Annotated in this window: 12 protein-coding genes; 6 read left to right on the top strand and 6 right to left on the bottom strand. The window is 71.7% G+C overall.

The genetic code is table 11. The features are described 5' to 3' along the window. Window positions 1-4: 4 nt before the first annotated feature. Window positions 5-289, top strand: coding sequence for a hypothetical protein (locus OG788_RS44770; RefSeq protein WP_406376605.1), 285 nt, complete (start codon window positions 5-7; stop codon window positions 287-289). Here OG788_RS44770 and OG788_RS44765 read toward each other — a convergent pair. Beyond that, window positions 257-1,309 carry a helix-turn-helix domain-containing protein gene (locus OG788_RS44765; protein WP_406376604.1) on the bottom strand — a complete coding sequence of 351 codons (1,053 nt, stop codon included), beginning with the start codon at window positions 1,307-1,309 and terminating at the stop codon, window positions 257-259. The two genes, OG788_RS44770 and OG788_RS44765, sit on opposite strands and share 33 nt — an antisense overlap. A 256-nt stretch (window positions 1,310-1,565) precedes the next feature. On the opposite strand from OG788_RS44765, the gene OG788_RS44760 reads away from it, so the two are divergent. Then, the gene (locus OG788_RS44760) at window positions 1,566-3,302 is read left to right on the top strand and encodes a RecQ family ATP-dependent DNA helicase (protein ID WP_406376603.1); all 1,737 of its coding nucleotides are present in this window, start codon (window positions 1,566-1,568) and stop codon (window positions 3,300-3,302) included. Window positions 3,303-3,690: 388 nt separating this feature from the next. Here the strand turns inward: OG788_RS44760 and OG788_RS44755 are convergent, their stop codons facing one another. Together OG788_RS44755 and OG788_RS44750 are read right to left on the bottom strand one after the other, a co-directional pair. Continuing rightward, window positions 3,691-6,111: an ABC transporter permease gene (locus OG788_RS44755; protein ID WP_406376602.1), complete on the bottom strand. Its 2,421-nt coding sequence runs from the start codon at window positions 6,109-6,111 to the stop codon at window positions 3,691-3,693. Continuing rightward, window positions 6,108-6,800, bottom strand: coding sequence for an ABC transporter ATP-binding protein (locus OG788_RS44750; protein ID WP_351556612.1), 693 nt, complete (start codon window positions 6,798-6,800; stop codon window positions 6,108-6,110). Before OG788_RS44750 ends, OG788_RS44755 begins: the two co-directional genes overlap by 4 nt. Before the next feature lie 217 nt (window positions 6,801-7,017). On the opposite strand from OG788_RS44750, the gene OG788_RS44745 reads away from it, so the two are divergent. From OG788_RS44745 to OG788_RS44735, 3 genes are all read left to right on the top strand, one after another. After that, window positions 7,018-8,403, top strand: a complete 1,386-nt coding sequence (locus tag OG788_RS44745; protein ID WP_406376601.1) for a sensor histidine kinase — start codon at window positions 7,018-7,020, stop codon at window positions 8,401-8,403. Continuing rightward, entirely contained in the window at window positions 8,400-9,095 is a 696-nt protein-coding gene (locus OG788_RS44740; protein ID WP_406376600.1) for a response regulator, read from the top strand. Before OG788_RS44745 ends, OG788_RS44740 begins: the two co-directional genes overlap by 4 nt. 132 nt (window positions 9,096-9,227) lie before the next feature. Next, window positions 9,228-9,926, top strand: a complete 699-nt coding sequence (locus OG788_RS44735) for a nucleotidyltransferase domain-containing protein (RefSeq protein WP_406376599.1) — start codon at window positions 9,228-9,230, stop codon at window positions 9,924-9,926. Window positions 9,927-10,057: 131 nt separating this feature from the next. Here OG788_RS44735 and OG788_RS44730 read toward each other — a convergent pair whose 3' ends face one another. Further along, complete coding sequence (locus OG788_RS44730; RefSeq protein ID WP_406376598.1) at window positions 10,058-10,600, bottom strand: flavin reductase family protein; 543 nt, start codon at window positions 10,598-10,600, stop codon at window positions 10,058-10,060. 182 nt (window positions 10,601-10,782) lie between these two features. Beyond that, window positions 10,783-12,273 carry an MDR family MFS transporter gene (locus OG788_RS44725; RefSeq protein WP_406376597.1) on the bottom strand — a complete coding sequence of 497 codons (1,491 nt, stop codon included), beginning with the start codon at window positions 12,271-12,273 and terminating at the stop codon, window positions 10,783-10,785. Window positions 12,274-12,402: 129 nt separating this feature from the next. On the opposite strand from OG788_RS44725, the gene OG788_RS44720 reads away from it, so the two are divergent. Then, window positions 12,403-13,059 (top strand): helix-turn-helix domain-containing protein, encoded by a 657-nt coding sequence (locus tag OG788_RS44720; protein WP_356759422.1) that lies wholly within the window; start codon window positions 12,403-12,405, stop codon window positions 13,057-13,059. A gap of 86 nt (window positions 13,060-13,145) precedes the next feature. Here OG788_RS44720 and OG788_RS44715 read toward each other — a convergent pair whose 3' ends face one another. Continuing rightward, window positions 13,146-14,549, bottom strand: coding sequence for an aldehyde dehydrogenase family protein (locus OG788_RS44715; RefSeq protein ID WP_406376596.1), 1,404 nt, complete (start codon window positions 14,547-14,549; stop codon window positions 13,146-13,148). Between the last annotated feature and the right edge of the window lie 52 nt (window positions 14,550-14,601).

Below are 14,601 nucleotides of genomic sequence, written 5' to 3'. Positions count from 1 at the left end.
CGGCGTGATCCGCAAGCCCGCGCCGCCCCATGAAGGGCGGTTCCTGCACCGGGACTTCCACCCGGGCAAGGTGCTGTTCGACGACGTGCCGCCCTTCAAGGTCGGCGGGGGCCCGGACCACCGGCGTCGTCGACTGGTCGGCTGCCTCCTGGAGCCCGGCGGATCTCGATGTGGCGGCCACCTCGGCATCGGCATCACCTTCGCCATCGAATGGCCGCGAGCCGCCGCCGAGACCGGGGCGCCTACGCAGCCGAGATCACCTCGCGTGCGGCACGGTGACGAATCCTGACCTTGAGCGCCCGGAGGTTGGTTCGAGTGTCTTCGCGTATTCGGAGAGCGCTTGGAGCCGGTATTCCTTGGGTGAGAGACCGTAGGCGGTGCGGAAGGCACGGGTGAAGTCGGAGGCCCGGTGCAGGCCCCAGCGGGCGGCGAGAGCGTGAATCGGCGTGCTGCGCAGCGCGGGGTCCGCCAAGTCACGGCGGGCGCCTTCGAGCCGTTGGCGGCGGATCAGGGCCGCGACCGTTTCGCCCTGCCCCTGCTGCTGGAAGATCCGGTGCAGGTAGCTGAGGGAGATGTGGTGCGCGGCGGCGATCGTGGGTGGCGCCAGCTCCGGGTCGTGCAGGTTCTGCCGGACGAACGACCGGACGCGTTCCGCCATAGCGTGTTGCCGAGTCTCGGGCGACAGGGCGCCCTCGGAGTCGAGGGACTGGGCGAACAGGGCCGAGATCAGGTCGAGTACGACCGCGCCCAGGCGCGGCGCGGCGGACGGCTGGAGGGTTTCGGCCTGGCGGCTCAAGCCGACCAGGAAGTCCGTGAGGAGAGCGCCGGTGCCCTCCCGGCCGGACAGTGCCCGGCCCAGCAGCTGCTCGACCCGGTGCGTCGGCACGGGCAGCAGCTCTTTGGGAAAGTCCACGCCCACTCCCCTGACAACGCGACGCTCACCGTCGCCGACCGACCGCAGATCGTACGGGCGCGAGCTGTCGACCATGTGCAGGTCACCGGGACCGAACGTGCTGTTCCGTCCGGCATGGTCGAGTGCGAGTTCTCCCTCGAGCAAGAGCGTGAGGTGATACGTCTCGGGGTCGGACCGCCTCACGTGCTGCGGACTGCGCCGGTAGCGGGCCGGCAGGAACGAAGACGGCCACACGGTCACCGGTCCCATTTCCATCAACCGGTGTTCCGCCCGGAAGTCGGTGGCGTGGACGCTGCTGATGTCATGGGGTGAGCGCGTCCGGCCGACCAGTTCCCGCCAGTACGCGAATCGGTCCTCCGCCGGCACGTCCTCGCTCCGGTACAAGGTCCCGATCATTCCGTCATCTCCCCCATCCCCGGCGAGCGCATCCGCCGACATCCTCGCACGTGGGCATCACGTCGTTCCGGTCGCGGGCACGGGCGCCGGATGGGGCGACATCAGCGGAGGACAAAGGACGAAAGCAATGCAGGGAACCCCGCACCGTCGCACGCCAAGGACACGGAACGACAACTCCGCGCGAGCGGCCCGCATTTTCGTCCCATCGGGGGTACACGAGCGCCGAACCCCAGTGGAGAACGGCGTCAGGAGTGCCATGCGCGTCAAGGTCGGATACTTCAAGACCAGGTCACTCAGGAGACGCCTGCGCCGCTGTGCCCGTGAGGTGTTCGGCTGGGAGCGCCTGCGTCCGTCCCAACTCGATGCCATGACAGCCGTGATGGCGGGGCGCGACACCATCGTGGTGATGCCGACCGGTGCGGGGAAGTCCGCCGTGTACCAGGTGCCGGGTGTGCTGCTGGAGGGGCCGACCGTCGTGGTGTCGCCCCTGATAGCGCTCCAGCGGGACCAGGTCGCCCATCTCGCCCGTATCGAGGGGTCCGGCGCCTCGGCCGTCAACTCCGCGCAGCGCCCACGGGACAACGAGGCCGTGTGGGAGCGCGTACGCGAAGGCAGCCTGGACTTTCTGTTCGTCTCTCCCGAGCAGCTCGCGAAGGACGAGGTGGTGGAGCAGATCGCCGCGGCCGCTCCCGCGCTGATGGTGGTCGACGAGGCGCACTGCGTGTCCTCGTGGGGGTACGACTTCCGGCCCGACTACCTGTCCCTGTGCCATGTGCGCGACCGTATCGGCCGGCCTCCGCTCCTCGCCCTCACCGCCAGCGCGGCGGCCCCCGTGCGGGCGGACATCGTGGAGCGGCTCGGCATGCACGAGGCGCACGAGGTGGTCGCGGGGTTCGACCGCCGCAACATCACGCTGGAGGTCGTGCGGCACCGGGAGAACGCGGGGAAGCGCCGGTGGGTGGTGGAACGGGCCGCGGCCGAGGCCAAACCGGGCATCGTCTACGCGGGAACGCGGCGGGAGGCCGAGCAGTACGCGCAGGAGCTGTCGGCGCTCGGCTTCGACAGCGCCGCGTACCACGCGGGGCTGTCGGCGGCGGAGCGCTCCCGGACACACGACCGCTTCCGGGACGGCGGACTCGACGTGGTCGTCGCCACCTCCGCGTTCGGGATGGGCATCGACAAGCCGAACATCCGCTTCGTGCTGCACGCGTCGGTGCCGGGTTCCCTCGACACCTACTACCAGGAGATCGGCCGGGCGGGCCGCGACGGACAACCGTCGACGGCGATCCTCGCGTACCGGCCCGAGGACCTCGGTGTACAGCGGTTCCGGACGGGCGCTCCCCCCGACCCGGAGGCGCTGGGCGAGCTGATCGACGCGGTGCGCGAGCACCAGGGACCCGTCACCGCGACCGGTCTGCGCGAACGCACCGGGCTGTCCCAGACGCCGCTGACGTCGATGCTGCACCTGCTGGAGGAGGCCGGAGCCGTGACGACAGAGAAGCGCGGCGGCGTTCGGGCCGTCCCCGGGGCGCGACGGGACACCTGCGTCCGCGAGGCGCTGCGGATCGCTTCCGCCCGTGTCGACCTCGAGCGTTCCCGGGTGGAGATGATGCGGGCGTACGCCGAGACGAACGGCTGTCGCCGGCGCCACATGCTCGGGTACTTCGGTGAGCGTCTGGCCGAAGGCGACTGCGCGGGCTGCGACACATGCACCCGTACACAGGAGTTGAAGGAGGCTCCCGTCCGGACAGGAGACGTCCTCTCCGGTACGGGCCCCGACCCGCTGGATCCCGTGGCGGCCGACGGCGCCGGCGCCTTTCCGCCCGGGATGCGGGTGGGGCACAGCACGTGGGGCGAGGGCGAGGTGATGAGCGAAGAGGGGAACAGGATCACGGTCCTGTTCGAGAGCGTGGGCTATCGCACGCTGTCCCTCCCCGCCGTCCAGGCGCGGGGTCTGCTGACGCCGGTGTCGTCCGCCCCGACAACGGGCTGACACCACCTCGGCCGCGGCTGCACGTGCGGTCTGGTGACCGCACCCGGAACGGACCGGACCGGACCCGTGGCAGTCAAAGCGACACGTTCATGCAAACCCCGGCGACGGCCGCCGAGCCCGGGCCGTCGACCGCCCGGGCTCGCCACAAGCGACATTCGACATCCCGGACGGCCTCACCGAGCCGCGGTCAGCGCCGCTTCCTCGGGTCCGCGACACCCGGGCGATGCGGACGTCACCTCACCGTTTGCCCGCCTGCCCCCGTCCGGGGGGGCGGGACACACGCACGACCGTTCGGCCCGCGCCGGCCCGCGCCCCGCGCCGCCGGCACCCCGCGGTTCAGCCCGCCGCGTCCCGGCGGGCTGAACCGAACGGCGCCGACCGCCGTCGGTCACTCCGTGCGCAACGCCGTCGCCGTACGGACCTTGGCCGCCCAGCCCGCCGGAGCCGTCGCGCCCAGCAGGGCGACGAGCACACCGGCCAGGCCCAGCAGCACCAACTGCGAGGGGTCGTACACGTCGAGGACCGACGGCGGCAGGCCGGTGCCCGCGGCCTCTCCCATGACCGGCAGCACGTAGCCGTGCAGCGCGAACCCGGCCGGGACGCCGATCAGCCCGCCGACCACGCCGATCCCGGCCACCGACGCGAGCACGAGCCCCACCGTCTGCCGCGGGGACATGCCGAGCGCCTTGCACACCCCCAGGTCGTGGACGCGCTCGCGGGTGTCCAGGACAACGGAGTTGAGCACACCGAGACCCGCCACGGACACCAGCATCAGGGTGAGCAGCGCGGCCATGGCCTCAAGTACGAGGATCATGTTCTCCCCCTTCGGGGCGAAGTTGGCGATGGCGTCAGCGCCCAACGGCTCGATCGCATCACCGAGTTCGTCGGCGTATTCGGCGGGGGTGACTCCCGGATCCACCTCGATCTGGAAGGCCCCGGGTTCTGCCGAGGGGAAGCTGTCGAGATCCGCGTGGACCTGCATGCCGTCGTCCGACGTGTCGAAGGCCTCGCCGACGATCCGCAGGCTCACGGACTCTTTCTCGAACGTCACCCTCACGGTGTCGCCGATCTTGGTGCCCGTCCTCTCCAGGAAGCGGGTGGGCACCACGACCTGGCCCCGCCCGTCGATCCAGTGCCCGTGGATCATCTCGTAGCTGCCCGGGCGGGAATCACCCTGATAGAGGACGGCCCGGACCGTGCCGGAGATCCCGGACACCGTGGCGTCCCCCCGCGCCACGCCGTAGTACGAGGCGGTGCCGGGCTGCGCCGCGATCGCGGCACGCACCGCGTCCGGATCGGCCGACGGCTGTCCCTGGTTCGGCCCCGAAGTGGCGGGCGCGCGCTCGGCGCCGGCCGCGGGCTGCTTCGGCTTCTTCTCCACCCGTTGCCCGACGCCCGAGTTGGGGCCGCCGCTGATGGCGGTGACATCGGCGCGGTCCTCGGGATCCTGCGCGCTGCCCACCGCGTTGAGGGACTGCGTCAGCCCCACCGCGAACGTCGCGGCGACTGTCCCGAAGGTCACGGCGAGCACCATCGCGACGGCGCGCACGGGGTGCGCGAAGGGGCTCGCGAGGCCGTACGTCACCGGCCTCGGCAGCGGAAGCCGCCCGGCCGCGCGGTGCGCCCACTGCCCGCGGGCGGTGCGCGGCGCCCTGCCGACGGCGATCGCCTCGACGGTACGCAGCCTCCCGGCCCGCAGCGCGGGCAGCAGCGCCGCGATCCCGACCACGAGCAGCGCGCAGGCCGGCACCACGACATCCACCCACCAGGCCACCGAGAGCGACACCGTGCCGTACACGGACTCGGTGTCCTCGAGCAGCGGCACGGCCAGCAGGTTGCCCAGGACGACACCCAGCGCGATGCCCGCACTGGCCGGGATCAACGCCTGGGCCACATAGGCCCGTACGACCTCGCCCGGGGTGAATCCGATGGCCTTGAGGATGCCGATGCGGCGCAGACTTGTACCGACGGCGCCGCTGATCACGCTGCCCACGATGATCACCGACATCACGATGCCGAGCACGCCGAAGGCGAACAGGAACGGGATCGTCGCCGCCGCGCCCTGATCGGCGGCCCGCTTGGTGTCCAGCCACGACTGGGTTCCGACCAGCGCCCCGGAGGGCAGGGCGGCGGTGAGCTTCTTCCGGTCGTCCGCGATCTGGGACTTCGTCCCCGCGGAGTCGAAGCGGTAGAGCATCTGGCTCGTGAGGCCGCTGTCTCCGGTCGCGAGCGACCTGACCTGAGCGGGGGTCGCCCACAGGTCGGCGCTTCCGCCGGCCGACAGCGCGAAGCCGACGACGGTCAGCGTCCGCGCGTCCGCGGCCTCGGAACTCATCAGCGTCGAACCGAGCTTGAGGAACTCGCCGGAGAACGAGGCGGACAGCACGATCTCGCCCGACTTCCGTGCCCACCGGCCCGACTTCAGGTCCACTTCGTCCACGTCACTCCCCGGACCGGGCCGTCCGACCAGCGTCAGCGCGGGAAGGTGTCCGCCGTCCTGGCCCACCGGGCTGATCGTCGTGGACGGGAAGGGCCCCGCGCTCGCCGTGACCCCGTCCAGGCTGCGGGTGCTCGCCAGTTGAGCCGCGCTCACCCGGTCCGGATCGAACTCCGCGGTGATGTGCGCGCCGTGCTGCGACGCGAAGGCACGGTCGAAGGGAGCGTTCGTGGCGACCACGAGAGACCCGGCGACCACGGCGGAGGCCACCGCCATCATGGTGGCCACGGCGATCACCAGCGTCTGGACACGTCGCCTGCCGACCCCCGAGCGCACGACCCGCCCGAGGGCACCGCTGCCGAACCGGCTCATCGGACGGTCTCCGCGTGCGTGTCGACGGCGACACGGCCGTCCACCAGATGGATCGTCCGGTGCGCGCACGCCCGGGCCAGCTCCAGGTCGTGCGTGACGAGAACGACGGTCTGGCCGCCGCGGTGCAGGTCCACGAGCAGCTCCCGTACCTCCTGCCCCGAAGCGGTGTCCAGCGCGCCGGTCGGCTCGTCGGCGAGCAGCAGAGCGGGCCTGTTCACCAAGGCCCTTGCCACCGCGACCCGTTGGCGTTCGCCGCCGGACAACCGCCCGGGGTAGGCGCGGGCGTGCTTCTGGATTCCCAGCACCTCCATCAGCTCCCCGGCACGGGATGCCGCCGCCCGCCGGGCGGTCCCGGTCAGCTGGGCGGGAAGCTGGATGTTGTCGGTGACGGTGAGGTCGTCGAGCAGGTTGAAGAACTGGAAGACCATGCCGATCCGTTCGCGGCGGAACCGGGCCAGCGCGTGCTCGCTCAGCCGGTCGATGCGCTGGCCGGCCACGGTCACGGTTCCCTCGCTCGGCCGGTCCAGACCGGCGACGAGGTTGAGCAGCGTGGACTTGCCGCTGCCGGACGGACCCGTCACGGCAAGGGCCTCGCCCTGGGCCACGCGGAGGTCGACCGGTCCGAGCGCCGCCGCGTCGGCTCCGCCGTATCGCTTGGCCACGCCCTCCAGTTCGATCACCTGAGTCATGGGAGTTTCCGTCCTTCGTGGTCGAGGAGCAGCCGATGCCTGTGCAGGCCCGGTGAACGTACGGGCGGACGCCGATGCGGCGCGTCGGCCGCGGCACCGACATCGGGCCCTCCCCGCGGAGGACCCGGCCGCGGGGTCATCCCCGAGGAGTACTCCTGGCGGACAGGAGCCCCCGCCGCACAGGTGGACGCTGACCAGTGCCGCGGGGCCACACAATGTGCGGATGGAGACGGAGGACCTGTACGGGCGGCCACGCGACACGCTGTGGGCGGCCAGATGGCGAGAGCGGGCCGGTGACGCACTGCGGCCGGGGACATGGCGGGCGCACGTCCGCGACGCGCTCCGACCGGAGGGGGAGCCCGCTCCGCTGTCCCGGCGGGCGGTGCGCGTGGACGTGGTGCTGGGGGTCCTGCTGACCGTCGTCGCGCTGGTCGTGGCGGCGCGCTACCCGGGCGACGGGCCGGTACGGATCAGCTCCAGGGTCGTGTCCGAGGGCCCTGGCGCGTTCCCGTACCCGCAGCGGCCTCAGGTCCCTGTCCCGGAGGCCACCTACGACCCGCGGTCCTCCGCGCCCTGGGTCCTGGTCGTGCTGTCGGCGCTGCCGCTCGTGGCCAGGCGCAGGTATCCACTGGTCGTGTTCGGCGTGGTCCTCGCAGCCGTGCTGGCGATAGGTGACAGCGTCTCCTGGATCAACGTGCTGACCTGCAGTATCGGCGCGTACGGAGCGGTCGCGCTCAGCCGCTACCGGATGCGGGCGATGGCCGCGCTGGTCGTCGCCGCCGTGCTGGCGGGTGTCGCGTTCCGGGAGTCGGACCCCATGCTCCCCGGCTGGTCGAGCCCCGCTGTCGTACTTCTGGTCGTCGGGGTGCTGGCCAGCCTCGTCCGCTTCGGGCGGCTGCGGCTGGAGGCGAGCCGGAAACGCTTCACGGACCTCCAGCAGGCCCAGGAGAAGGCTACGCGCCGAGCCGTCGAGGAGGAGCGCGCCCGGATAGCCGCCGAGCTGCATGACGTGGTCACCCACAATGTGAGCGTGATGGTCATTCAGGCGGGCGCCGCGCGCAAGGTGATGGACGCGGCCCCGGAGCGGTCCAAGGAAGCGCTGCTGGCGGTGGAGGCCGGCGGCCGCGCCGCCATGGCAGAACTCCGCCATGTGATGGGCCTGCTCGCGGGCCCGGACACGGGCGCCGACGGCCCCGCCGACGGCCTGGAACCGCAGCCCGGGCTCGGACAGCTCGACGCCCTCGCCGAAAGAGTGCGGGCCGCCGGGACACCGGTGACCGTGACGGTGTCGCTGCCTCCCCGGCAGCTGCCACCCGGGGTGGAACTCACGGCGTACCGAGTCGTCCAGGAGGCGCTCACCAACACGATCAAGCACGCGGCGGGCGCCGGTGCGGCGGTGGCGATCGGCTTCTCCGGCTCCTGGCTGGAGATCGAGGTCACCGACACGGGAGCCGTCCGGGACTCGCCGCCGGTGGACGGCAACGGCCGCGGACTGATCGGGCTGCGCGAGCGGCTCGCGGTCTACGGCGGCGAGCTCACCGCCGGGCCTACGCTGACCGGCGGTTACCGGGTCACGGCCCAGGTCCCGTGGGAGGCGGTGTGAACGGGCCGGCCCTGCGCGCCGTCATCGCGGACGACCAGGCACTGGTGCGTACGGGTTTCGGAATGATCCTCGCCGCCGACGGCATCGAGGTGACGGCCGAGGCCGCGGACGGGGCCGAAGCGGTCGACGCCGTCAGGCGCACCCGTCCCGACGTCGTCCTCATGGACATCCGGATGCCGCGGATGGACGGCATCGAAGCCACCCGGCGCATTCTCGGCGGCGGCCCCGACGGCTCCGACGGAACCCGGGTCATCATCCTCACCACGTACGACCTCGACCACTACGTGTACGCGGCGCTCACCGCCGGAGCGAGCGGCTTCCTGCTCAAGGACGTCACCCCCGAACACCTCGTGGCCGCCGTCCGCCTGGTGCGCTCCGGCGACGCCCTGCTCGCGCCCACGATCACCCGCAGGCTGATCGAGCGCTTCGCGCACCGCCAGGAGTCCCCGCAGACCGGCCTCCACCGTGACCTGTCGGGGCTGACCCCGCGCGAACTGGAAGTGCTGCGCCTGCTGGCGACCGGCCTCAGCAACGCCGAACTCGCAGACCGCCTCTTCCTCAGCCCGACCACGGTCAAGACGCATGTCGGCCGCATCCTGTCGAAGCTCGATCTGAGGGACCGCGTACAGGCCGTCGTACTCGCCTACGAGAGCGGCCTGATCTCCCCGCAAAGCCCGCCCGGCGCCGGCTGACGAGCGCGGCCGGGGATGGGGCCGGGTCGCGAGCATCCGGAGACTGTCCTTCCGTCCAGGTACCTTGCCGTGAGCGAGCAGAAGCTCGACGACGCGCCCCTTGGGCCCGGCGTCGGCGCATACGCTGCGATCATGGATGACCCCGTGCTCACCGCCCGCGAACTGGTTCGGGACCGATTTCCCGCCGCCCGGGCGGCCTTCCTCGCCGGCAGCGTGCTGACCGACCGCCGGACGCCCGCATCCGATCTGGACATCGTGGTCCTCTTGGACGGGCCGCCCGCCCCCAGCCGGGAGAGCCTGGTGCACCGCGGCTGGCCGGTGGAGCTGTTCGTGCAGACGGAGGCCGTCTGGCACAGCTTCGCCGACCAGGAGACCGCGAAGCGGAGATCGCCGCTGCTCTCCATGTGTGCTGGCGGCATGCTCCTGGTGGACAGGGACGGGCTGGGCGCTTCGCTCCAGGACGAGGCGCGACAGCGTTGGGCCGCGGGCCCGCCGCCGCTCTCGGACCGTGAGCGTGACGACCAGCGGTACGTCCTGACCGACTTGCTCGATGACCTGCGTGGCTGCGCGGACCCTGCGGAGCGGGTGTACTTGGTCTCGCACATGCTGCAGCGTGCCTCGGAGCTGGTCCTGCTGGTCGGCGGGCACTGGCTCGGCGGAGGCAAGTGGTTGTCGCGGCGGCTGGCTGCGGCCGACCCCGACCTGCACCGCGCGTTGTCCGAAGCCGCGGCGCAGGCGATCGCCGGGGATCCGAGAGTCTTCCCCGCGGTCGTGGCAGAGGTGCTGCAGCTCGCCGGCGGCCCGCTGTGGGACGGGTATGCCATCCGATGAGTCGGTGGGGCGCGATCACACCAGCCAGGAACACGGCGGCGATCAGCTTGTCGCGGGAGAACACGGGGCCTTGACGCGGCACTCGGAACGGCGTCGGGTCCTGTCGTCGTACTCCCGCACATTCTCGGTGGTCAGCGCGGGTTCGGCGGAAGGCCTTCGAGGGTGCGGTAGGTGCCGTCGTGGTAGAGCAGGGGGCGGTGGTCGCCGGTGGTGGTCACCTGTCGGACCCGCGCCGTCACCAGGTGATGGTCGCCGGCCGGTATGAGGCTCTCCAGGGAGAGCAGCAACCAGGTGCCGACCTCATCGAGCAGGGGTGCGCCGCCGGGCAGGAGTCGGTAGCGCGTGGGCGCCGCGAAGCGGTCGATACCGCTGGTGGCGAACCGGCGGGCGATGTCCTCCTGGTCCGCCGCGAGCAGGTGGGCCACTGCGGTCGTCGCGTCCCGTACGGCCGCCCAACTGGACGCGGTGGCGGCGATCGAGAAGCAGACCAGCGGCGGTGTCAGCGACAGCGACACCAGTGACGTCGCCGTGAATCCGGCGGGGCGGGGGGAGCCCGGCACCGTGATCACGGCAACTCCGGCCGGATGGGCGCGAAAGGCGGACCTGAACCTCTCGGGTGGCACGCTGGGCTGCGCGGGCACGGAACCGGCGGCGACGGGCCTGGCCACGGACACGAGAACTCCCCTCACGGCGGGCGGTGGTGAATGTGCGACAGGTGTTGGGCGGGATGACGCGTTGAGGGCGGACCGTGGGGGCGGCGCGAGAGCGTCCGTCCCCACGATCCGCCATGAGGAACACGAGCGAGCGCCCGGGGGATGTTGGCGCCCGCCCGCATACCCCGCCAGGGGGAGCCGGGTCAGGCCTGCCCGGCCTCCTTCAGGGAACCGGCAGGCGGAGCGGTCGCGGGTGCGGCGGCGGCCGCAGCACGGCGTTCGACCACGGCGAGGAGGACCGCCGGGAGGGTGGCCGCGACGCCGATCCCCAGCGTCCACCAGAAGGCCACGCCGAAGGCGTCTGCCTGGTCGGCCGGCGTCCGGGCGCCCTGGAGCTGCTGCTGCAGCACGACGGCAAGGATGGCCGCTCCGAGCGAACCGCCGATGCGCTGACCCATGTTGAGCTGCACGGTGGCGTCCGGGATCTTCATCATCGACACCGCCCGGTAGGCCGCGGTGACCGCCGGGATCGCGCAGGTGCCGATACCGAAGCCGCGGACCACCATGGCGGCGCCGATCCACCAGTACGAGGTGCCGTCGCCGATGAACACGAACGGGACGGTCGCCACGATGCTGACCAGGCCACCGGCCAGGGCGACCGGGCCGCTGCCGAACCTGTCCACGAAGCGAGCCACCCGCCACATCGCCACCGCGACGCCCACTCCCTGGGGGATCAACAGGAGGCCGGTGCTGACAGCGTCCTCGCCCCGGACCGTCTGAAAGTACAACGGCATGAGGATGACGGCGCCCAGGCTCAGCGCGCCCATGAAGAAGTTGGTGAGCGAGGCCGCGGTGTAGAGCCGGTTCTTGAACAGCCTGATGTCCAGCAGCGGTTTGGCGCTGCGCAGGGAGAGGACGACAAACGCTGCCAGGAGCAGGACGCCCGCGCCGATCGAGACGACCACCTTGGCGGAGGCGGCGTCGCCGGAGTTGCCGATCTCGGAGAGCCCGTAGGTGATGCCGACGCTGCCCGCGACGATGGTGACCAGGCCGGGGACGTCGAGCTTGCCGGGGTGAGCCACGGTGTCGGCCGGCAGCAGCTTCACGGCGAGCAGCACGGTGAGGATGCCGATCGGGATGTTGACCAGGAAGATCGACTCCCAGCCGACGTGCTGGAGCAGCAGACCGCCCACCGTGGGGCCGACAACCGGGGCCATGATGACCGGGATGCCGCTGACGCTCATGACGCGGGCCATCAGCCGGGGTCCGGCGGCGCGGACCAGAATCGCCTGGCTGACCGGGACGGCGATGCCTCCGATGCCCTGGAGGGTACGGAAGACGATCAGCTGCTCGATGGAGGTGGCCAGGCCACAGGCCAGGGAGGCGAGCGTGAAGACGGTGATGGCGGCGATGAAGACCCGTTTGGCGCCGAGCCGCGCGCCGAGCCAGCCGCTGATGGGGATGACCGCCGCCATCGCCAGGAGGTAGGCGGTAACGAGCCACTGGATCGTGGACAGCGAGGTGTCCATCTCGCTCGTCAGCGTCTTGAGCGCCACGTTGACGATGGTGGAGTCGAGGAAGGTCATGAACGCGCCGAGCGTGGTCACCACGATCACTTTGCGCAGCTCCGGGGAGAAGGGCTCCCGTCCGGTGTCCGGCGCGTTCGGCGGGCTGGAGGTGCTATCCGCTGCCATGAGTCGATCTCCCTAAGTGCCGACCAAGGGGGGGTTATGTAGAATTAGGAGCACTGCTCCGAAAAAACGAAGCACCGCTCCGGATGACTATACGGAGCACTGTTCCGAATCTCAACCGAGCGAGGTGCCATGAGTGACCAGCAGGGCGCGACCACAGGCCCGGCCGATGCCGCGGGCCCACCCGCGGGAGCCACGCGGACCGAGTCGGGCGGCGGGATGCGCGTCGACGCCCGCCGCAACCGGGAGAACCTCCTCGCGGTGGCCCGCACCGTCATGGCCGAGGAAGGACTGGACGCCTCCCTCCGGGATGTCGCGCGCCGCGCCGGGGTGGGGATCGCCACCCTCTACCGGCACTTCCCCACCCGCGAGGCACTGGTGCAGGCCGTGCTCAGCGACCGGCTCAACGCGCTCGCCGACGCTGCCGACGAGTCCCTCGCCGCGGCCTCCCCGGGCGCGGCGCTGACCGCGTGGCTGCACCGGTTCACGGCCGGCTCCGGCACATTCCACGGACTGCCCGGATCGGTGCTGGCGGCCCTCCACGACGGTGGCTCCGAGTTGCACGGCTCCTGTGTGGCCATGCACGAGTCCGCCTCGCGGCTGTTGGAGCGCGCCCAGGAGAGCGGTGAGGTGCGCCGGGACATGGACGCCGAGGACCTCTTCACCGCCGCCGCAGCCATCGGCTGGGCCGCGCAGCACTCCGAGACCGAGCGCGCCGAGCGCATCCTGACGCTCCTCACGGACGGGATGCTGGCCGGCGAGAAGGACTCCCGCGGGCGGCCCGGCTGACCGGCCCGCCGCACGTCCTCGGACCGGGCGCTCCGACCGACCGGCCCCGGCACGTCCGCGGACGAGGCCGCCGCGGTGGCGGCCCGTCAGGCCTTCGCGCGGTGCAGTACTTGGAGGTCGGTGAAGGAGTGGTAGCCCCACACACCGTTCTCGGTGCCCACCCCGCTCCACTTGTGGCCGCCGAAGGGCTGGTGCGGCCCCAGCGCGAAGTGGGTATTGACCCATGCCGTGCCGCACTCCAGACGCTCCGCCACCGCGGCCGCCCGGTCGGTGTCGGTGCCCCACACCGAGCCCGACAGGCCATATGTGGTGCCGTTGGCCCGGGCCAAGGCGTCCTCCACGTCGGTGTAGGGGACGACCGGGAGCGCCGGGCCGAACTGCTCCTCGTCCACGATGCCGTCTCCGTCCACGGCGCCGTCCACGATCGTCGGCGGAAAGAAGTAGCCGCCTCCAGTGGGGGCCTTCCCGGCGAGTAGCCGGGCCCCGCCCGCTCGGGCCCGCTCCACGAGTCCGGTCACGCGGTCGAGCTGCCGCCGGTTGTTGACCGGCCCCAGCGCCACTCCGTCATGGGTACCGTCGCCGACCCGCGCGCGCCGTGCCCGGTCGGCGAGCGCCTCCACGACCTCGCCGTACAGCGACCGTGGGGCATACACCCTCTTGACCGCCGCACAGACCTGACCGTTGTTCGCGAAGGCCGCGGCGAACAGACGATCGGCGACCTCGGCCGGGTCCACGTCGTCGAGCAGGATGGCGGGGTCGTTGCCCCCGAGTTCCAGGGTGAGCCGCTTGAGGTCCGGCGCCGCGGCGGCGGCGATGTTCTTGCCGGTGGCGACCGATCCGGTGAAGCTGATCTTGCGGGGGATCTCGTGCCGGGCCAGTCCGGCGCCCAGCTCGTCGCCGCCGCTCACCACGTTGAGCACTCCCGCGGGCAGTACCTCCGCCAACACCTCGCCGGCTTTCAGCGTGGCCAGGGGGGTGTACGGCGAGGGCTTGAGCACCACGGTGTTCCCGGCGAGCAACGCGGGCGCCACCTTCCAGGATGCAAGCACCAGCGGGAAGTTCCACGGCGTGATCGCGGCGACCACACCCACGGGCCGGCGGACCACCTCCACCAGCGCGCTCTCGTCGTCCTGGAGGATCTCTCGCGGCAGTGGCAGATCCGCGTAGTACTTCAACCAGTAGGCGAACCCGAAGACCTCCTCGGCGGCCTCCTTCAGGGGCTTGCCCTGCTCGGCGGTGAGGACCGGGGCGATCTCCCCGACCCTCGCCATCAGCAGGTCCGCCGCCGCATGCAGGGCCGTGCGGCGCGCAGCCAGATCCGCGGCCCAGCCGGGCTGCGCCGCCTGGGCCGCCAGCAACGCCTCGTCCAGTTGCCCGGGCGAGCAGTCAGGCGCCTCGGCCCACACCTCGCCGGTCGCCGGATTGACGACACCGAACGTCCCCGCCGAGGTCACCCTCTCGCCGTCGATCGTCATCGTGAAGTCCGCCATGTCCACCCTCACCGTCGTCGCACGCCGGAGAAACGCCACGACGCTAGAACGC

Origin of the sequence: Streptomyces sp. NBC_00647 (genome assembly GCF_045207245.1) — a bacterium.
Classification (GTDB): domain Bacteria; phylum Actinomycetota; class Actinomycetes; order Streptomycetales; family Streptomycetaceae; genus Streptomyces.
The sequence above is the reverse complement of the archived record's forward strand: the minus strand, read 5'-3'. Positions and strand labels throughout refer to the sequence as shown.